An 18,389-nucleotide genomic window follows, 5' to 3' on the forward strand; every position below is an offset into this window, starting at 1 on the left:
ATGTCGGCAGATCTTCACGCCGCCATCAGGACCGCCGTCCGCGACCATGTGGTTGCGGGCGGGATGTCCACCGAGGCCGGGATCGTCTTCGACGCAACCGAGGTCGCTGACGCCCTGATCGAGGTGCTGGCCGAGGTGATCGTCTCGGGCCCGCCGGACCATCGCTGGAGCTTCGTCGCTTCGATCCACTCCGCTCTCGACCAGGCTGTCGTCACCAAGGCGTCCATCAGTCAGGTCGCCTATCCCGTCCTTCCGTCATGAGCGCCGAGATCCTCAAGGCCCGTATCGACCATGCCGTCGCGCAGTGGATCGAGGAATTCGGGGACGGGCCCAACCTAGCGGTGCCGGCCGACCTCGTGCTCGGGGCCGCGGTGCAATCGCTGGCGGACCTCCTGCTCGCCATCGAAGACACGGCTCTGCGCACGGCTCTGGCGCGCGGCACGCACACCTTTCTCGACCTCTGCCTCGCCGCCGGCGAGCCCGTCGATTTCGCCGCGTCGGCGACCGTCATTCCTCTGAGGGCAAGATGATCATTCGCTGTGTCGACTTCGAAACGACGGGCACGCCGACCGAAGATCAGCGGCACGCCCTCTGCGAAGTCGGGTGGTGCGACGTCGCGTTCGAGGAGACGGACCTGGCCGATGGCTTCGCGGTGCCGATCCTCAGCGAGCCGAAGGGATTTTTGGTGAACCCCGGCCGGCCGATCCCGCCGGAGGCGAGGGCAGTGCATCACATCTCTGACGCGGATGTCGCCGGCGCGCCGGGGCCGGATCGTGCGTGCATGACACTCGCAGCCGGCGGCGCCGCCTACTACGCCGCGCACAATTCCGAGTTTGAGGCGAGCTTCTTCGGCAGCGAGGTGACGTGGATCTGCACGTACAAGGTGGCGCTCCGGCTCTGGCCGGACCTTCCTTCCCACGGGCTGCAGTATCTCCGTTACGCCCTGCCGCTGGATCTCGACCAAGCCCTCGGACTTCCGGCGCATCGTGCCGTTCCGGACGCCTATGTCGGTGCCGTGCTGCTGGCCCGGATCATCGAAGAGGGGCGGGCCTCCCTTGCCGAGATGGTCCGTTGGTCGAGCGGAAGGGCGCTTCTGCCCCGGTGCCCCCTCAAGAAATACCGCGACAAGCTTTGGGCCGACGTGCCCACCGACTATCTGGTCTGGATCGTCGAGAACATCAAAGACAACCCCGATGTCGTCGCCAACGCCAAGCATCATCTGAAGCAACGTGACGCGTTGAGGTAGATTGTCTCACCCAGAGTTCGGGCTTCACGAATGTCAAATGAGTTACCTCTTAACCACTACATCCGTCGATTAATGGACTAAAGCAAGTACCCCGTTACGTAAAACCAACTTGACGTCGTAGACTTGGATTTTGCACCTCTTCAATTCGTCTGATGGGAACGAATACATGCCAAACTCAAGAATGCGACAGGACGAAAGCAACGTCTGCAACGAAACGCTCGGACAGGCCGCACGGGACGACATTCGCGCCAAGGCCAAGGCCCGGGCGCTGCTCAAGATGACCGAAGTCGAATGGGAAGCACATCGCATCGCGACCGGGGACCCCGTGCGCGCCGATGTCCTCATGGCCTTCGGCGAAGACAGTACGGAGAACGAAGAATGAGCATCAACCGCGTCACACTTCTCGGCCGCTTGGGTGCCGACCCCGAAATTCGCCGGCTTAACAACGGCAAACTGGTCGCGAACCTACGCTTGGCCTGCGAGGAACGGTGGAAGGACAAGTCCACTGGCAATTGGGAAAAGCGCACCGAGTGGATGCCGGTGGTCATTTGGGTCGAGCACCTGGTCGAGCTCGTCGAGCAGTACGTGAAGAAGGGGGACGCCCTCTATGTGGAGGGTAAGTTCCAGACCCGGAAATGGCAGGACCAGAGCGGCGCCGACAAGTACGTCACCGAAGTCGTTCTGCAGGGCTTCGACGGCAAGATCGAGTTGTGCGGCCCAGGCCGAAAGGGCGGCTCGCGTGACGACGGCGACCGCGACGATCGACGCGGCGGCGGGGGTGACGACCGTGGATCTGGCGGCCGGTCCTTCGGCGGCGGATCCGGTGGCGGTTCCCGTGGTCCTCGCAGCATGACGGACGATCTGGACGACGAGATTCCGTTCGCTCCGGAGTTCCGCTGATGAGTTGGTCGCCCCAGCAGGAAGGCGCGCGCCGAGAGGTTGCCGCTTGGCTCCGCGATCAGGCCGGGGCGCAGGTCTACTACCTCGCCGGCTATGCCGGCACCGGGAAGACCACCCTCGCCAGAGATCTGGCCGGCGACGCCCGTGGCGAGGTGCTCTATGGTGCCTTCACCGGCAAGGCCGCGCTGGTTCTCCAACGGAAGGGCTGCATCGGCGCGTCGACCATCCACTCGATGATCTACAAGCCCCGCCGCAAGGCCGGCGGCGTAGTGGAGTTCGTCCTCAACCCTGAGAGCGCGGTTAAGAAAGCGGGCCTCGTGGTGATCGACGAGTGCTCGATGGTCGACGAGGCGCTCGGCAAGGATCTCCTGTCATTCGGCACCAAGGTGCTGGTCCTCGGGGATCCCGCGCAGCTTCCGCCCGTGCGCGGTGAAGGGTTCTTCACCAGCCGGCGCCCGGACACGATGCTCACCGAGGTGCATCGCCAGGCACAGGACAGCCCGATCATCCGGATGTCCATGGACGTGCGGGAGGGCAGGGGGCTCGCCTACGGCGCCTACGGCTCCAGCAAGGTCATTCCTCCGTCCCAGCTCGAGCAGGCCGAGGTGCTGGAAGCCGAGCAGATCCTCATCGGCCTTAACAAGACGCGGCGCCGCTACAACGGCCGCATGCGGGAACTGCGAGGGTTCACGGGTGACCGGCCAAACATCGGCGAGCGCCTCGTCTGCCTCAAGAACCGCCACAGCAAGGGGCTGCTGAACGGTGGGCTCTGGAGCGTCATCGACCACATGCGGTCGGATGACCCCGACTATGTCGAGATGGTCGTTGAACCGTCCGACGCCGGCGCCGCGCGGATGCCGGTCGACGTCAGGGTCCACCGCTTCTATTTCGCCGGGCGCGAAAGCGAGCTCGAGTTCCATCAGCTCAAGGGCACAGAGCAGTTCGACTACGGCTACGCCCTGACCGTCCACAAGAGCCAGGGCTCGCAATGGGACAGCGTCATCGTCTTCGATGAGAGCGACGCCTTCCGCGAGTCCTCCGCCAAGCACCTCTACACCGCCATCACCCGCGCCGCAGAGCGCTTGACCATCGTGAGGAGCCAATGAGCAAGATCGTGAAGCGGTCGATCGTGATCGCCGGACACAAGACCAGTATTTCGCTGGAGGCCGAATTCTTCGCGGCATTCAAGGCCATTGCCGCCCGCCGGTCGAAGACGCTTTCGGCGCTGACTGCCGAGATCGACGGTGCGCGATCGGGCGGCAATCTGTCGTCGGCAATCCGGTTGGCCGTGCTGGCGGACCTCCAGGCCCGCGCTGGTCGCGCCAATGGATGAGCACAAGTGCCCGGTCTGCCTGGTCGCGCTCGAGCCCAGCGACGTGTGCGCCACGGACTATGAGATGGGCATCTGCCACGCCGCATGCCTGGCAGATGCGCCCATCGTGGATCTTGAGACGGGGCTGCCGGCGCCCGTCGGCGCCGAAGTGGACACCTACCTGTTCAGCGAGGTGTGCGACGACTGCCGGTCGCGAAGCCCGAAGGAAAGGGAGCGCGATGGCTATCACTGAGAGCGCCGAATATCTCTCCGCCCAGGACATCGCCACGATCACCGGCGTGCATGTCGCGACCGTCTGGGAGTGGGCGAAGCAGCCGGAGTTCCCGGCGGCGTTCCGGCTGAGCGCGAAGGCCACGCGATGGCGACGCACCGAGTTGGAAAGCTGGTTGGAGACAAAGAGGGCGCGTTAGGCGCCCTTTTTCTTGTGGTACGATGCGTCGTCCGATTGGAATGGAGAACGGCTGTGTATTTCGAGAAGCTTGTGACAAATCACAAGATCGACATGAAGCGCCTGAAAGCCGCCTTCTTCGCCGAAGACGACATCGGTGCGGTTATTCGCTGCCATTACGAAGCAGAGCGTGCGCTAATTCACGCCCTCGATAAGCTCACCAGCGGTCGAGCTACGAAAGATAAAAAGAAGAACAAATATTTTGCAGATTCGCTGAACATTCTTTTTATATTGGGAGTGGCGGATCAAATCATCAAGCCTATGGAAATATTGAATAATGTCCGCAATGGCTTTGCCCACAAAGGACACGAAACAATAGACGATAAGGCCATCACTGAACTCCAAGCAGCCGTTGCGACATTCACGGATACGCCGCTGGAGACGTTTATTATAAAATTTGAGGGGGGAAAGACTTTCGAAGAGAGCTACGATAAGCTCTCAAAGCGTCAGAAATTTGTGGTCTGCGCAACAATCGCCACCGGCATGCTCGCGGCCTCTCCTGATGCCTATAAACAAGCAAGTGATAAGCTCACCACGCCGAATACGTAGGCCCGAGAGTGAGTTGCAGAAATAAATAATGTGGGGTCATGGAGGTGGCTATCGACGCAACAGCGCAAAATATCCACTTCTTTCTCAAGTAGTTAGAGGGCGTCTTCTATAGACACCCCTTCCGCCATTTCAGTCCCGAACTGGGCACGCCGAGCCTAGCCGTTTTCCCTTCTGAGACGGCAGCAAGCGTTCGAAGCCGGTCGCCTTTCGATCCGATGCTGCGGACTTCCCTCGCTCCGGCCTCCACGCATTGAGCCAGGGCGCGCGAATGATCGCGCCACCGCCGCCGCCTTCCATACGCATGCGCTTGCGGGCGATGTCGGCGAAATGCGCGGCCATAGCCGGTGTGACGGCGTCTTCGCCTGAGGTCGTGAGCGATGTTTGGGCGCGGGCGGCATCGGCTTGGTCGCGGATCGCCCTGAACCCCTCTGTCCGCTCCTTTGATCGCCGGCTCCCATATGCTTTGCGCGAAGCCGCATAAGGCCGTTGTGTGGAGGACGGGCCGGAGATGAACTAGCTTGAACCTGTGTTTGACGGGTGCCTGACGCGCCGGCGGGAACTCAGCCGCGGTGCGAAACGCTCTTCGCCGGGGAAAGAATGCCGTGCGCCGACTCTTCTTGGCGCTTCAGCGAGCCCTTCGCGAGCCGGGCAGCCGGATATGCGTCCATCCACCCAGGCGCGGGAAACGGAACATGCGTATGAGCTGCTCTTTCACAGGTATCGGCCTCGCCGCTGCGCTCTCGACCTATCTGGCGGGTGGGGCAATCGCCTCCGCCTGCAGCCTCATTCTCTGGAACACCAACCCCCAGGCGGTGGTCGCCGCCCGCACCATGGATCTCTATATCGACGACCAGCCCCGCCTCGTCTTCCTGCCGCGGGGTATCGCCCGGCGCGGGCTCTCGGACGGCAATGCCGTTCAGTGGAGGTCGACATACGCCAGCACGGTCCTGACCGCCCTGGATTTCGCAACCAGCGACGGCATGAATGAGATGGGCCTCAGCGCCCACCTGCTCTATCTGCACGACGCCGAGCACGAGCCGGCCGACCAGCGCCCGGGCCTGTCCAACCTGCTCTGGCCGCAATTTGTGCTCGATAACTTCGCCACCGTCGCGGAGGCGCTGGAGGGCCTGAAGAAAGTCCGCATTGTTTCCGTGCCGGCCCACGGGCGCGAGTGGCCACTGCACCTGTCGATTGCGGATGCGAGCGGAGACAGTGCGGTCATCGAGTTCGTAAAGGGCAAAACCGTGATCCACCACGGCAAGGACGTGACCGTGATGACAAACGAGCCTCCATTGGAGGAGCAACTCGCAAATCTGAAGCGCTATAAGCTGTTCGGCGGCACGCTTGCGATGCCCGGCGACATCGATCCGATGAGCCGCTTCGTGCGCGCCTCCTCCTATCTGAAGACGTTGCCGACGCCCGTCGACACTGCGGAGGCCATCGGTCATCTGGCCGGCGTGGTGCGCAACGTCGCCGTGCCCTTCGGGGCGGTCGATACGTCGGGAGGGGACTCGGCCGATGCCTGGCCGACGCGCTGGGCCTCGGTGTCAGACCACAGCCATAAGGTGTATTATGTGATGCCGGTGAACAGCCCGAACGTGTTCTGGCTGGAGTTTTCCAAACTGAATCCGGAGGGAACCGAGATTCTCGCCTTGACGCCCTCCGAAGCCGGGCTGAGCGGAGACGTCTCGGCGAAGCTGACGCCGCTCGGTCCTGTTGGCGAGGCCTTTCCACCCACGCTGTGAGCGCAGGACAAGGCTGGCCTGAGGCGCCTCGGAGATCCGCCGGCGCCCGGTGTCCACCCCGGTCTTCTTCGGCATGATCGGCGCCTCGACCTTCGGCATCCTGGTCATTCCCATGCTCTATGTGCCCAGTCCGCCCGCGAATGGGTCAAGACGAGGGGCCGGAAGCCAGGCTGAAACCCAGGCGGGCGCCCCTCATCCCGCTCAATCGGCTGGAGTGCGCGCGTCCGGGGCGCCGGTCGGCGGATGGCCGAAACAGCGTGCGAAGGCGAGCGAGAAGTTGCTGGCATGGGCATAACCCAGCCGGTGCGCCACCTGCTTCACGCTGAGATCTCCGCTGCGGAGCCACTGGCGGGCCAGATCGAGCCGCCATCGCACCAGACACTGCAGCGGAGACGCACCGAACACCTCCTGGAACACTTCGTTCAGCCGTCTTTGCGACACCCCGACTTCACTGGCGACATCCTCGATGCGCGGAGGTCTGGCGGGGTCCGCGAGCATGATCTCGCGGGCCGCAAACGCATGGCGGCGCGCCCGCGCACCAGGGTTTGGAGGGGCCTCGTGATGGAAGACGGACAGGCATTCCGCGAGCATCTCGAAGGCCTTGCCTTCAAGAAATACCGCCTCCATCGGCCCCTCATAGGGGTTGCGGGCAATCTGCGCCGCGATGGTCCGCATCGCTTGGGTGGGCGAGGATGAGCGGATCGACGGGTCGAACGCGCCCGTGACGAAGGCCGATATGAACCTTTCGGGCAGCTCGCCCTGCAACATCTCGTCGAGCCGCGCAGGCGTCACCGCCATACCCGACACTCGATGGTGTCCTCCCACATAATGAAAGGTGCTCAGCGGGTCGCGCAGCATGGCGAAATGGCTGCTGGCGGGAACAATTTCACCCTCCAGCCCCCCGTCATGCACATAGGAACTGCTGCCGGAGATGTTGAGCGCGAGCCAGAGATAGGGCTCACCGGACAGCACTTCATAAGTCAGGTTGACCGGCGACCTGATCTTGGCATCGAAGGTGTAGACTTCCAGTCCCGGCCGGAGGGAAAACTGCGGGTAGGTGAGTTCCGCCACGCTATCGGGCAGGGTGCGCTGATCTGGCGGGAGTTCGAGGCTGTCGAAGCCATTGGGAAGAAGCCATCGGCTCTGCGATGCGATACCCAAGGTCGCCGCGCTTGCGGCTTGAGATGGATCCGACACGCGAGCCCCCACCTGCGATCGGCAAACGATAGCATGAATTTGACGGCGCGCCCCGCATTTCGAGCCCGATGAGTCCAGCCTCGCCGCAAGTGCCATCTCCAGAGAGACCGCGGGGCCCATCGGATGTGAAAGTGCCGCTCGTGGTCATGGCGACATCCCCGTCGGGGCGATCCCGCCGTTGCGGCAATGATCGGCGACCCCGCCCGCATCCGATGGATCGCCCGCACAGCCAGCCACCGAGCCCAACTGGCGCTCGCCCGTGCAGGGCTTGGCAGTGCTGTCGTTCAAGTTCCTACGGTCGCGACACTGGCGCAAGCCTGCGCCACCTCTGTCGGGCCGGTCATTCCCCGGCTCCCGCAAACAGAAAGCCCGGAACCGTTTCCGGTGCCGGGCTCTGCTCTCGGGCCGTGCCTCTCCGGACGCTGGCCGCATCGTCGAGGGGTGCCGTCCGGGAGGCCCCGCCGCGTCAGGCGGCGCGGCTGATCGCCAGATTGACCTCGCCGCGCACCTCGACCTCGATTTCGAGGATCGACATCGGCGTCCCGCGCTCCAGGCGGACCTTCACATTGTCCTGCTCGCAGGGCACATGCCGTGCCACGACGGCGAGGATGTCCTCGCGCAGGCGGGAGAGTAGATCGTCGCCGCCCAGAACCTGGCGCTCATGCGAGAGGAGGATCTGCAGCCGCTCCCGTGCCTGCGGGGCGCTGCCATGCGAGAACAGGCGCTTCCACAAGGTCATGCTGCCCTCCGCAGGAGCTTGCTGAACAGGCCGCCGCGCGCACGCGGCGTTTCCATGGCGATGTTCTCGCCCTTCAGCCGCAGCGCCGCGTCGTGATAGGCGCGGGCCGGGGCGCTGTTGGGATCATGGATGGAGACCGGAACGCCCATATTCGACGCCTTCAGCACGTCCGGGCTCTCCGGCACGATGCCCAGCAGCGGCAGGGACAGGATTTCCAGCACGTCCTCGGTCTTCAGCATGTCGCCACGCGCCGCGCGGACGGGGTCGTAGCGCGTCAGCAACAGGCGCTTGTCGACGGTCTCGCCGCGCTCGGCCCGCAGGGTCTTGGCGTCGAGAATGCCGACGATGCGGTCGCTGTCGCGCACCGAGGAGACTTCCGGGTTGGTGACCACGATGGCGATCTCGGCATGGCGCATGGCCAGCGTCGCACCGCGCTCGATACCGGCGGGGCTGTCGCAGATCACCCAGTCGAAATGCTGCGACAGCATGCCGATGACGCGGTCGACGCCTTCCTCGGTCAGCGCGTCCTTGTCGCGGGTCTGCGAGGCCGGCAGCAGGAACAGCGATTCCAGCCGCTTGTCCTTGATCAGCGCCTGCGGCAGGCGGGCATCGCCCTGGATGACGTTGACGAAATCGTACACGACCCGCCGCTCCGCCCCCATGATGAGGTCGAGATTGCGCAGCCCGACGTCAAAATCGACGACGACGACCTTATCGCCGGTGCGGGCCAGGGCCGCGCCGATGGCGGCGGTCGTCGTCGTCTTGCCGACCCCGCCCTTGCCCGACGTGACGGTGATGATCTTGGCCATGACTTGCTTCGCTCCTAAAGCGCGGTAATTCGCAGGGTCTCGTCTTCGGTCGACACGCGCACCGCCGTGCCGCGAAAGGCGTCGTCAATGTCCTCGGCCGTGCGGTAGATGCCGTCCACGGCCAGCAGCTCGGCTTCCAGCTTGCTGCAGAAGATCTGCGCGGCGGAGCCGAAGGTCGCGCCGGCGATCGCCCGGCCGGCGAGCGTGCCATAGACATGGATCGAGCCGCCGGCGATGATTTCGGCGCCAGCGCCGACCGAGCCGATGATGGTCACGTCGCCTTCGAGGCAGACGATGGACTGGCCGGAGCGCACGCGCCGCTCGACGATCAGGTTCACCGGTTCGACCGGCTTGCGGGGTTCCGGGGCCGGTTCCGGCGCGGCCACGTCGTTGATGGCGAGCGTGGCGTCGCGGCCGCCGCGCAGGATGGGCGGCATGGCGGCGTCGACAAGGCTGGGGCGCACGCCCTCCAGCCCGACCAGCCGAACGCCGCGCGTCGCGAGTTCGCTGATCCAGCCTTCGACCTCGGCCTTGCTCTGCGCCGTGCCGGCGAGATCGAGCACGACGGTACGGCCGGTGAAGAAGCCGGGGGAACGCTGCAGCCAGACATCGAAATCGGCCAGCCAGGCCGACAGCGGCACGTCGGCCACCAGCGTCATCGCCATGAACGAGCGTCCACGGAAACGGATGGAGGGGCCGGTCTGACTGACTGCGTTCACGGGTCGAATCTCCCTAAGTGATGGATAGATTCAGTTAATTTTGGTTAACGAGTGGTTAATTCCGGCACGTTTGGCGCCGAGGGCAGGCGCCTTGTCCCCGGCCATGCACGCGCGCGGAAACTGCCCGCCGATTGGGCACGCCGAACGGGCGCGCCAGCGTCGCTCAGGGCTTCGAGCGGTTCCGGTATCAGAGGCTGGTGAGGAAGGCCGGGAGCAGTTCGCGCTCGCTGGTGATGTCCAGCTTGTCGTAGATGCGCAGCTTGTGGTTCTTCACCCCGCCGACCGTGATGTCGAGCTGGCGGGCGATGGAGGCGTTGTGGTGGCCATCGAGCGACAGCCGCACGATCTGCTTCTGACGCTCGGTCAGCCCGTAGAGCCGGGCCAGCCGGTCGAGGCGGCTGGCGAAGTCCTGCGCCTCTTTTCGCAGCACGAACACCTGTGCGTCGCGCAGAAGCGGGTCCGTGCCCTCGCTCGCCGGCCGCAGCAGGCACCAGCCGCCATTGCCGAGAATGACCCGGCGGTCGCCCCGCAGTACGTGATCTGGCACGCTCGGCCGGTCGAAGGCCTGACGCGCCGCCTCTCCCCAGCCTTCGGACTGGAACAGGCGGGTCCCATCGGCGCTGAGGATCAGGATCTCGGCCGGCGCGTCGCCCGCCAGGCTCGATGTGCGCGCGACCTGCCGCTCCACGGTGAGGGCCACGTGCTGGCGGTGCATTTCCAGCAGGATATCGAGCATTTCCGAGGCGAGGCGCAGTTCCCCGTCGTCGAACGCCTCCCGGTGCCGGTCGAGGCACAGGGCGAGGAAGCTGCGCTCGTTCAGCGGCAGCAGCAGCGCCAGTTCGTCGGCGATGCCGAGATCGACATCGAGATAGCGGGCATAGCTGCGGTCGAGCGGGCCATGCGCGCACAGGTTCCGCAGGCTGATGGCGCGGTGACCATCGGTGGCGAGCGGGGTGGAGGCCAGCGGATCGAACCGCCACAGCCTGTCCGCATAGGCGGATTTGGCGCGCGCGGCCATGCCGGATTCGGAGATGATGCAGGGCTTCGCCGCCTCCTCGTAGCGGGCCATGATCCAGAAATCGCACGGGATCAGCGGGGCGATGGCGTCGATGACGGTTTCATAGAAATCGTCGCGGCCCATGCGTGACAGCACGCGCGCCATGGTCTTGCCGAAGCCGGCCGGCAGATCGTGAACCCGTTGGTGGCGACCCATGCCGGCCTTGCTTTCCTGCTGCTCGATCGTCGCTCAAAGGCAAGAATCATGCCCTGTGCGCCCGGCGCGGCAGCGGTGCGGTGACTGCAGTCACTATCGGAGGACCGTCCCGCGCGGGGATATACATTTTGACATAAACAGCGGTGGTCGTCCTCCGCGCCAAGAGGGAATGGTCGCATGTCCGGATCGCGTTTTCTTACCCCGCCTCGCCCCAGCCGCCGCGACGTGCTGCGCTTCGGCGCGCAGGCGGCGATGTTCGCGACCATTGCCAGCCAGGTGGATTTCACGCGCCCCGCCTATGCGGGCGAGGCCAAGCTCACGGGTCCGCTCAATGTGCTGGCCTGGGCCGGCTATAACGACCCGGAGCTGATGCGCGGCTTCACCGAGCTGACCGGCGTCGAGCTCAACATCAAGGAAGCCGAGAGCAATGGCGCGCAGCTGAGCCTCGTGCAGGCCGGCACCACCAAGTTCGACGTAATCAACCCCGACGCGGTGTGGACCTCGAAATTCGCCGCCGCCGGCCTCACCTTGCCGATCGACACCGCCAAGCTGCCGTCGCTCGACGAGACGCTGCCGGCATTCCGCAACCGGCCGGAGACGATGTTCGACGGCAAGGTCTACGCCATCCCGACCCGCTTCGGCGTCAACGGCTTCGTCTACTGGCCGGACAAGATTTCCGCCGCCTCCGCCGCCGATGCCGAACTCGCCTGGGACCCGGCGCTGAAGAACCGGATCGAGATCATCGACTGGCCGGAGCTCTATCTCTGGATGACCGGCAAGTGGATCGGTCAGGCAAAGCCGGAAGACGCGACCGGCGAGGCGCTGCAGAAGATCCTCGACAAGATGATGGCCTTCCGCCCCAACATGCGGGCGCTGCAGGCCGATATGGGCACGGTGAAATCCGATCTCACCAACCGCGAGGCGTGGATGGTGTGGGGCTCGTCGAGCGACAATGTCCGCACCACGGCCCGCCTCGCCGGCGCCGATGTCGAGCTGTCCATTCCCAAGCAGGGCGGCGCCATGTGGATGGAGACGCTGCAGATCGTGCGCGGAACCGAGCATCTCGCCTCCGCCATGGCCTATCTCGACTACATGACCAGCGCCAAGGCGATGAAGCAGATGGCCTAGGGCGCGGACAAGTTCGCGGTGACCAATGCCAAGGTGAAGGACCTCCTCACGCCTGAGCAGGTAAAGGCGCTGGGCCTCGACAAGATGGAAGAATGGGTCGCCAACTGCCAGATGAGCCTGGCGCCGGTCGACGAGACCGCCTGGGCCGACGCCTGGCAAACCTTCAAGATGGGCTGAGGCGCGGGTCGATGCATATACGTGTGATCGTGCCGGTGCTGGATTCCAAGGAGCTGGTGGGCAAGGCCGAGGCCGAGTACCGCTCCTTCGCCGGCGAAGGCGTCGAGATTTCCGCCGTGCCGCTGCGGCGCGGCACCAACTCCATCGAGGCGGAGTTCGACTCCGCCCTCGCGGCGCCGGAGGTGATGCGACTCGCGCGCGAGGCCGAGGCGGATGGTGTGGATGCCTGCACCATCGCCTGCTTCACCGATCCGGGCCTGGCGGGCGCGCGCGAGCTGGTCTCCATCCCCATCGTCGGGGAAGGCGAGGCGGCGCTGCACATGGCGGCGATGCTCTCCAACCGCTTCACCGTGTTCATCACCGAGAAGCCGCTGTTCCCGCTCATCCGGCGCGTCGTGGCCCGGTATGGGCTGGAGCGGAACCTCGCCTCGGTACGGGCGGCCGGCGCGAGCGTGCTGGCGCTGGACGAGAGCTGCCTCGCCCATATCATTGCGGAGAGCATCGACGCGGTGGAGCGCGACGGGGCGGAAGCCTTCGTCATGGGCTGCACCGGTACCGGCTTCGACATGGCGCAGGCGGTGGAAGAGGCCCTGCACCGGCATTTCGGCGTCGCCATTCCGGTGATCGACCCCGGCAAGGTGGCGCTGCACTTTGCTCGCGCCATGGTGGCGACCGGACTGCGGCCGTCCAAGCTCGCCTATCCCACGCCGGCCTTCGCCCGCGACGAATATGCCTTCGCTTCATGAGCGCGGCGCATGACATCCCACGGCGCCGGCCGCTTCTTAGGGCGGCGCTGCCGGCGGCCGGGCTGCTGCCACTGGTGCTGTGGCAGATCGTGTTCTTCGTCGTGCCGGTGGCGTTGATCTTCGGGGTGAGCGTCTGGCGCACCCAGAGCTACCGCCTGATCCCCGCTTTCACCTTCGACAACTACATCGCCATCTTCGCGCGCCCGGCGATCTGGCGCGCGCTGCTGCTGTCGGTGGAGACGGCGGCCTTCGTCACGGTGGCCTGCGCGGTGCTGGCCTTCCCCGTCGCCTATTTCATCGCCAAAAAGGCGGGGCGCTGGCGCGGGCTGCTGCTGGTCGCGGTGATCGCGCCGTTCTGGATCAGCATCGTCATGCGGGTGGCGGCGTGGCGGCTGCTGCTGGGCGAGCGCGGCGTCATCAACCAGGTGGCGATGACGCTCGGCCTGACCGATGCGCCGATGAGCTTCCTGCTCTATTCGCCGGTCTCGACCGCCATCGGGCTGATCTACGCCTATCTGCCGCTTTATGTGCTGCCGCTCTACGCTGCCATCAGCAACATCCATGACAACTGGATCGAGGCGGCGCTGGACCTCAACGCCAGCCCGGCCCGCACCTTCTTCGAAGTGATCCTGCCGCTGTCGGCCCCCGGGCTGGTGGTGGGCGCGGTGTTCTGCTTCGTGTTCGGGCTTGGCGAATTCGTCACCCCCGCGCTGCTCGGCGGCGGCAAGCAGCTGATGTTCTCGCAGGTGATCCAGGACGAGTTCCAGCGCCGGCTGGACTGGCCGAGCGGGGCGGCGATGGCCGTGGTGCTGCTGGTCCTCGTCTTCGCCGCGCTGGCGCTGTCGATGAAATGGATCCGCCGCGCCAGCGGGGAGACGGGCCTATGAACCGCCTCTCCTTCGGCTGGACGCTGCCGGCCTATTCGGTGCTGCTTTACGCCTTCCTCTATCTGCCCATCGTGGTGATCGTGCTGTTCGCCTTCGACGCCAAGGCGATTCCGGGCCTACCCATCGACGCCTTCACCACCGACTGGTTCAGCGCGAGCCTCGGCGATACGCGCCTCGTCGGCTCGCTGCTCACCAGCATCCGCCTCGCGCTGATGGCGGCCGTGCTTTCCACCGCGCTCGCCATGCCGGCGGCGATGGTGCTGGCCTGGCGGCCGGTGCGGATGAAGTCGCTGGTGCTGTGCCTCGTTCTCGGGCCGGTGGTGCTGCCGCAGCTGGTGCTCGGTCTCGGGCTGGTGGTGCTGTTCCGCGCCGCGCCCGATCTGATCGGCGCTCCGGCCATCGTGCTGGCGCACACGACGATGACATCGAGCTACGCGACGCTGATGCTCTATTCGCGCTTCCTCGGTTTCCGGCGCAGCTATATCGAGGCGGCGATGAATCTCGGGGCGGATGAGTTCACCACCTTTCGCGAGGTGGTGCTGCCGCTGGTCGCGCCGTCGCTGATCGCCGTGCTGCTGCTCGCCTTCACCGATGCGTTCGGCGAGTTCGTCGTGGCGTGGTTCCTCGCCGGTTTTACCGAGACCCTGCCCATCGCCATCTGGACCTCGCTGCGGCAGGTCATCTCGCCCAAAATCTACGCGCTCTCCGCCCTGGTGATCCTGGTCACGCTGTTTGTCAGCGTTTCGGCGCAGGTCTGGATCCTCGGCCAGAGCCGCCGCGAATGTGAGTCCTGAGTGATGACCGAGCGATCCCCCAATGCCGTCGAACTGCGGGCCGTCAGCAAGGTCTATGGCGCGTCGGCGGCTGTGCGCGATGTATCGATGGAGATTGCGCGCGGGGCCTTCGTCACCATTCTCGGGCCGTCCGGCTGCGGCAAGTCCACTCTGCTGCGGATGATCTCGGGTTTCGTCACGCCCTCCTCGGGCGATGTGCTGATCGACGGCGTGTCGGTCCTCGGCGCCGCTCCTTATGAGCGCGACACGGCGATGGTCTTTCAGGACTACGCGCTGTTCCCGCATCGGACGGTGGCGCAGAACCTCGCCTTCGGGCTGCGCATGCGCAGGATAGCGAAGGACGAGATCGCCCGCCGGGTCGAGGCGATGCTGGAGCTGGTGAATCTCAGGGGCTTCGGCGACCGCCGGGTGAGCCAGATGTCGGGCGGGCAGGCGCAGCGCGTGGCGCTCGGCCGGGCGCTGATCGTGCGGCCGGCGGTGCTGCTGCTCGACGAGCCGCTGGGCGCACTCGACCTCAAGCTGCGCAAGCAGATGCAGGCGGAGCTGAAGACCATCCACCGCGACCTCGGGCTCACTTTCGTCGCCGTCACCCATGACCAGGAGGAGGCGCTGACGCTCTCCGACCGGATCGCCGTGATGAATGGCGGCGCGCTGGAGCAGTTCGACACGCCGGAGAATCTCTACCGCCGGCCGGCGACGCGCTTCGTCGCCGATTTCGTCGGCAATGCCAATCTGTTCGACGCTCGTATCGGCGGCGGGGGCCGCGTGGCGGCGGACTCGCTGCCTTTGACGCTGGACCTCAGCGCCGCGCAGCGCGGCGGGCGCGGCGAGGGGACCCGGGTGGCATTGGTCGTTCGCCCGGAAACGATCGCCGTGGGCGCGGCCGCTCCCGCGCACCATGATTGCCGCGTCGAGGCGCGGGTCGACGAGATCATGTTCTCCGGCGCGGTGCAGCAGATCACCGGCCACCTGCCGGACGGTACGCGCCTGACCGCGCATCAGAGTGCCGCGCTGCCAGCGCCGGAGCGCGGCGCCACCGCCATTTTCTCCTGGCCGGGCCAGTCGGTCTGGCTGGTCGACGGCTGAGGCCGTTCAAGGGCTTTTTCCATGCGTGAACTCGACTATGACGAACTGGAGGCGCTCGCCATCGGTGCGGGCGTGCTCGGCACGGGCGGGGGCAACCACCCCCATCTCGAACTGATGTGCGCGCAGGCGGACTACCGGCGCGGCCGGCGCATCCGCCTGATCGACCCAGACGAACTCGCCGACGACGCCCGCGTCGCCGTGGTGTGCATCATGGGCGCGCCGCTGGTGACCAAGGAACGCCTGCCGGAGCCGCAATCCATCTGCCGCGCCGTGCGCCGCATGGAGGCGCATACCGGCCAGCCCTTCGACGCCATCATGTCGATCGAGATCGGCGGCGAGAACGCCTTCTTCGCCATGCTGGTCGGCATGGAACTCGGCCTGCCGGTGGTGGACGCCGATACGATGGGCCGCGCCTTCCCCGAAGCGCAGATGGCGAGCTTCGCCATTCGCGGGCTGGAGGTCGCCCCCTTCGCCATTGCCGACATACGCGACAACGAGATCCTCATCGCTCGCGCCGAGAGCCCGACGCGGGTCGAGCGTATCGGCCGGCGCATCGTGGTCGAGCTCGGCTCCATCGCCGGCACCTGCACCGCCCCGCGCTCGGGCGCGGAGGTGAAGGCGCACGCGATCCTGCGCTCGGTCTCGCGCGCCATCGCCATCGGCCGCTCGATCCAGGCCGCCAAAGCCGTCGGCCGCGATCCCGTCGCGGCCGTGGTCGAGCGCGCGCTGGCGCGACTGGTGTTCACCGGAAAGGTCGAGGACGTGTCGCGCCGCACCGAAGGCGGCTTCGTGCGCGGCACTGTCCGCCTCACCGGCACGGGCGCCTGGCAGGGGCGGGAACTCGCCATCGCGTTCCAGAACGAGTTCGCGGTCGCCCACCGGGACGGGGCGCTCGTCGCCAGCGTGCCGGACCTCATCACCGTGCTCGACGAGGAAAGCGCCGAGGCGATCGGCGCCGAGGTCATCCGCTACGGCCAGCGCGTGGCGGTGATCGTGCTCGGCGCCGACCCGATCATGCGCAGCGCGGAGGGGCTCGCCGTCGTGGGGCCGCGCGCCTTCGGCTACGATTTCGACTACCGCCCCTTCGAGGAGCTGACCCCATGAAGCGCATCGGCATCGATGTCGGCGGCACCAATACGGACGCGGTTCTGCTCGACGGCAGCCGCATCCTGCGCGCGATCAAGAGCCCGACCACGGCGGATGTGACGAGCGGGGTGCGGGCCGCGCTCGCCCATGTGCTGGCCGACAGCGACGGGACGACGCCCGATGTGCGCGCGGTGATGATCGGCACGACCCATTTCACCAATGCGGTGATCGAGCGGCGCGGCCTGTCCAAGGTGGCGGTGATCCGCATCGGCCTCCCCGCCGCCTCCTCCATCGAACCCATGGCCGACTGGCCGGAGGACCTGCACCGCGCGGTGGCCGGGCCGGTCTTCCTGCTGCACGGCGGGCATGAGTTCGACGGCCGGCCCATCGCCGCCTTCGACCGCGACGCCATGCGCCGGGCGGCGGAAGCGATCCGCGACAGCGGCATCGCGGCGGCGGCCATCACCGCCGTGTTCTCCCCGCTCATCGCCGATTGCGAGCGGGAAGCCGCTGCCATCCTCGCCGAGGTGGCGCCCGGCGTGTCGGTCACCCTGTCCAGCGATCTCGGCCGCATCGGGCTGATCGAGCGCGAGAACGCCACCATCCTCAACAGCGCCCTGCACGGGCTGGCACGGCGCACGGTCGCCGCCTTCCGCCAGGCAATTGCCGAAACCGGCCTCGCGGGCCCGCTCTACCTCACCCAGAATGACGGCACGGTGATGCGGGCCGAGGAGGCCGAGCGCTTCCCGGTGCTGTGCTTCGCCTCGGGCCCGACAAACAGCATGCGCGGGGCGCATCTTCTGTCCGGTCTCGCCGACGCCGTCGTGCTCGATGTCGGCGGCACCACCACCGATGCCGGCATGCTGCAGGCCGGCTTCCCCCGGCAGGCCAATACGCAGGTGGATATTGGCGGCGTGCGCACCTTCTTCCGCATGCCGGACGTGGTGGCGATCGCGCTCGGCGGCGGCACCGTGGTGCGCGAGGCGCCCTTTTCCGTCGGGCCCGACAGCGTCGGCTTCCGGCTGCTGGAGAAGGCGCGCATCGCCGGCGGCGACACACTCACCCTGACCGATGTCGGCGTGCGGCTGGGCCTGCTGGAACTGGGGGATGCCCAGCGGCGGAACGCGATCCCGCTCGACCTCTCCGAGGCGGCGCAGAACTGGATCGGCCGCCGGCTCGCGGAACTCGTCGACCGGATGAAGACCAGCGGCGCCGATCTACCCGTCATCGCCGTGGGCGGCGGGGCGTTCCTGGTACCGGACCATCTGCCCGGCGTCTCTCAGGTCATCAAGGTGGAGAATGCCGGCGTCGCCAATGCCGTGGGCGCCGCCATGTCGCAGGTCAGTGGCGAGAGCGACCGCGTGTTCTACGGTGTGCCCCGCGAGGAGGCGATTGCCGAGACGCTGCGCGCGGCCCGCGAGCAGGCGGTTGCCGCCGGCGCGGCGCCGGATACGCTTGCCGTGCTCGATGTCGACGACACGCCCATGTCCTACATTCCCGGCGACCCGCTGCGGGTGAGGGTGCGCGTGATCGGCGATCTCGCGGGCTAGACACGGCGGCAGCATCGAACGGACCACATCAGGGGAA

24 protein-coding genes are annotated in these 18,389 nt (G+C 66.3%); 19 read left to right on the top strand and 5 right to left on the bottom strand.

Annotated features, from left to right (window positions below; genetic code table 11):
• The 11 genes from J2S75_RS02135 to J2S75_RS02185 all read left to right on the top strand — a co-directional run bounded on the left by J2S75_RS02135 (position 1) and on the right by J2S75_RS02185 (position 6,221).
• On the top strand, positions 1 to 261 hold the full coding sequence (locus J2S75_RS02135; RefSeq protein ID WP_307017750.1) for a hypothetical protein: 261 nt from the start codon (positions 1 to 3) through the stop codon (positions 259 to 261).
• On the top strand, positions 258 to 530 hold the full coding sequence (locus J2S75_RS02140) for a hypothetical protein (RefSeq protein WP_307017753.1): 273 nt from the start codon (positions 258 to 260) through the stop codon (positions 528 to 530). The genes J2S75_RS02135 and J2S75_RS02140 overlap by 4 nt, the downstream gene beginning before the upstream one ends.
• Positions 527 to 1,246: an exonuclease domain-containing protein gene (locus J2S75_RS02145; protein ID WP_307017754.1), complete on the top strand. Its 720-nt coding sequence runs from the start codon at positions 527 to 529 to the stop codon at positions 1,244 to 1,246. Before J2S75_RS02140 ends, J2S75_RS02145 begins: the two co-directional genes overlap by 4 nt.
• A 181-nt stretch (positions 1,247 to 1,427) precedes the next feature.
• The gene (locus J2S75_RS02150) at positions 1,428 to 1,628 is read left to right on the top strand and encodes a hypothetical protein (RefSeq protein WP_307017756.1); all 201 of its coding nucleotides are present in this window, start codon (positions 1,428 to 1,430) and stop codon (positions 1,626 to 1,628) included.
• Positions 1,625 to 2,146: a single-stranded DNA-binding protein gene (gene ssb, locus J2S75_RS02155; protein ID WP_307017758.1), complete on the top strand. Its 522-nt coding sequence runs from the start codon at positions 1,625 to 1,627 to the stop codon at positions 2,144 to 2,146. Before J2S75_RS02150 ends, ssb begins: the two co-directional genes overlap by 4 nt.
• Positions 2,146 to 3,252 carry an ATP-dependent DNA helicase gene (locus J2S75_RS02160; protein WP_307017760.1) on the top strand — a complete coding sequence of 369 codons (1,107 nt, stop codon included), beginning with the start codon at positions 2,146 to 2,148 and terminating at the stop codon, positions 3,250 to 3,252. Before ssb ends, J2S75_RS02160 begins: the two co-directional genes overlap by 1 nt.
• Positions 3,249 to 3,479 carry a ribbon-helix-helix domain-containing protein gene (locus J2S75_RS02165; protein ID WP_307017761.1) on the top strand — a complete coding sequence of 77 codons (231 nt, stop codon included), beginning with the start codon at positions 3,249 to 3,251 and terminating at the stop codon, positions 3,477 to 3,479. Before J2S75_RS02160 ends, J2S75_RS02165 begins: the two co-directional genes overlap by 4 nt.
• Complete coding sequence (locus J2S75_RS02170; protein ID WP_307017763.1) at positions 3,472 to 3,711, top strand: hypothetical protein; 240 nt, start codon at positions 3,472 to 3,474, stop codon at positions 3,709 to 3,711. The genes J2S75_RS02165 and J2S75_RS02170 overlap by 8 nt, the downstream gene beginning before the upstream one ends.
• Positions 3,698 to 3,889, top strand: coding sequence for a helix-turn-helix transcriptional regulator (locus J2S75_RS02175; RefSeq protein ID WP_307017765.1), 192 nt, complete (start codon positions 3,698 to 3,700; stop codon positions 3,887 to 3,889). Before J2S75_RS02170 ends, J2S75_RS02175 begins: the two co-directional genes overlap by 14 nt.
• A gap of 53 nt (positions 3,890 to 3,942) precedes the next feature.
• Positions 3,943 to 4,476 carry a hypothetical protein gene (locus tag J2S75_RS02180; RefSeq protein ID WP_307017766.1) on the top strand — a complete coding sequence of 178 codons (534 nt, stop codon included), beginning with the start codon at positions 3,943 to 3,945 and terminating at the stop codon, positions 4,474 to 4,476.
• 692 nt (positions 4,477 to 5,168) lie between these two features.
• On the top strand, positions 5,169 to 6,221 hold the full coding sequence (locus J2S75_RS02185; protein WP_307017767.1) for a linear amide C-N hydrolase: 1,053 nt from the start codon (positions 5,169 to 5,171) through the stop codon (positions 6,219 to 6,221).
• 201 nt (positions 6,222 to 6,422) lie between these two features.
• Here J2S75_RS02185 and J2S75_RS02190 read toward each other — a convergent pair whose 3' ends face one another.
• From J2S75_RS02190 to J2S75_RS02210, 5 genes are all read right to left on the bottom strand, one after another.
• Positions 6,423 to 7,418: a helix-turn-helix transcriptional regulator gene (locus J2S75_RS02190; protein ID WP_307017769.1), complete on the bottom strand. Its 996-nt coding sequence runs from the start codon at positions 7,416 to 7,418 to the stop codon at positions 6,423 to 6,425.
• A gap of 466 nt (positions 7,419 to 7,884) precedes the next feature.
• The gene (minE, locus tag J2S75_RS02195; RefSeq protein WP_307017771.1) at positions 7,885 to 8,157 is read right to left on the bottom strand and encodes a cell division topological specificity factor MinE; all 273 of its coding nucleotides are present in this window, start codon (positions 8,155 to 8,157) and stop codon (positions 7,885 to 7,887) included.
• Positions 8,154 to 8,966, bottom strand: coding sequence for a septum site-determining protein MinD (gene minD, locus J2S75_RS02200; protein ID WP_244376553.1), 813 nt, complete (start codon positions 8,964 to 8,966; stop codon positions 8,154 to 8,156). The genes minE and minD overlap by 4 nt, the downstream gene beginning before the upstream one ends.
• 14 nt (positions 8,967 to 8,980) lie before the next feature.
• Positions 8,981 to 9,685, bottom strand: coding sequence for a septum site-determining protein MinC (minC, locus tag J2S75_RS02205; RefSeq protein ID WP_307017774.1), 705 nt, complete (start codon positions 9,683 to 9,685; stop codon positions 8,981 to 8,983).
• Positions 9,686 to 9,872: 187 nt separating this feature from the next.
• The gene (locus J2S75_RS02210; protein ID WP_307017775.1) at positions 9,873 to 10,898 is read right to left on the bottom strand and encodes a helix-turn-helix transcriptional regulator; all 1,026 of its coding nucleotides are present in this window, start codon (positions 10,896 to 10,898) and stop codon (positions 9,873 to 9,875) included.
• A 177-nt stretch (positions 10,899 to 11,075) separates the two neighbouring features.
• Between J2S75_RS02210 and J2S75_RS02215 the strand changes: the two genes are divergently transcribed.
• Genes J2S75_RS02215 through J2S75_RS02250 form a run of 8 tightly spaced genes read left to right on the top strand, consistent with a single transcriptional unit; the run spans position 11,076 to position 18,352 of the window.
• Positions 11,076 to 12,026, top strand: coding sequence for an ABC transporter substrate-binding protein (locus J2S75_RS02215; RefSeq protein ID WP_307017777.1), 951 nt, complete (start codon positions 11,076 to 11,078; stop codon positions 12,024 to 12,026).
• A gap of 18 nt (positions 12,027 to 12,044) precedes the next feature.
• Positions 12,045 to 12,203, top strand: coding sequence for a hypothetical protein (locus tag J2S75_RS02220; RefSeq protein WP_307017779.1), 159 nt, complete (start codon positions 12,045 to 12,047; stop codon positions 12,201 to 12,203).
• A gap of 11 nt (positions 12,204 to 12,214) precedes the next feature.
• Positions 12,215 to 12,949, top strand: a complete 735-nt coding sequence (locus J2S75_RS02225; RefSeq protein ID WP_307017780.1) for an aspartate/glutamate racemase family protein — start codon at positions 12,215 to 12,217, stop codon at positions 12,947 to 12,949.
• A complete protein-coding gene (locus tag J2S75_RS02230; protein ID WP_307017781.1) occupies positions 12,946 to 13,836 on the top strand; it encodes an ABC transporter permease in 891 nt (296 codons plus the stop codon). The genes J2S75_RS02225 and J2S75_RS02230 overlap by 4 nt, the downstream gene beginning before the upstream one ends.
• Complete coding sequence (locus J2S75_RS02235; RefSeq protein WP_307017782.1) at positions 13,833 to 14,630, top strand: ABC transporter permease; 798 nt, start codon at positions 13,833 to 13,835, stop codon at positions 14,628 to 14,630. Before J2S75_RS02230 ends, J2S75_RS02235 begins: the two co-directional genes overlap by 4 nt.
• Positions 14,631 to 14,633: 3 nt before the next feature.
• Positions 14,634 to 15,716 (top strand): ABC transporter ATP-binding protein, encoded by a 1,083-nt coding sequence (locus J2S75_RS02240; RefSeq protein ID WP_307017784.1) that lies wholly within the window; start codon positions 14,634 to 14,636, stop codon positions 15,714 to 15,716.
• A 21-nt stretch (positions 15,717 to 15,737) separates the two neighbouring features.
• Positions 15,738 to 16,820, top strand: a complete 1,083-nt coding sequence (locus J2S75_RS02245; RefSeq protein ID WP_307017786.1) for an S-methyl thiohydantoin desulfurase family protein — start codon at positions 15,738 to 15,740, stop codon at positions 16,818 to 16,820.
• A complete protein-coding gene (locus J2S75_RS02250; RefSeq protein ID WP_307017787.1) occupies positions 16,817 to 18,352 on the top strand; it encodes a hydantoinase/oxoprolinase N-terminal domain-containing protein in 1,536 nt (511 codons plus the stop codon). Before J2S75_RS02245 ends, J2S75_RS02250 begins: the two co-directional genes overlap by 4 nt.
• Positions 18,353 to 18,389: the final 37 nt, after the last annotated feature.

The sequence above is a fragment of the Ancylobacter polymorphus genome, assembly GCF_030813495.1.
Lineage (GTDB): Bacteria > Pseudomonadota > Alphaproteobacteria > Rhizobiales > Xanthobacteraceae > Ancylobacter > Ancylobacter polymorphus.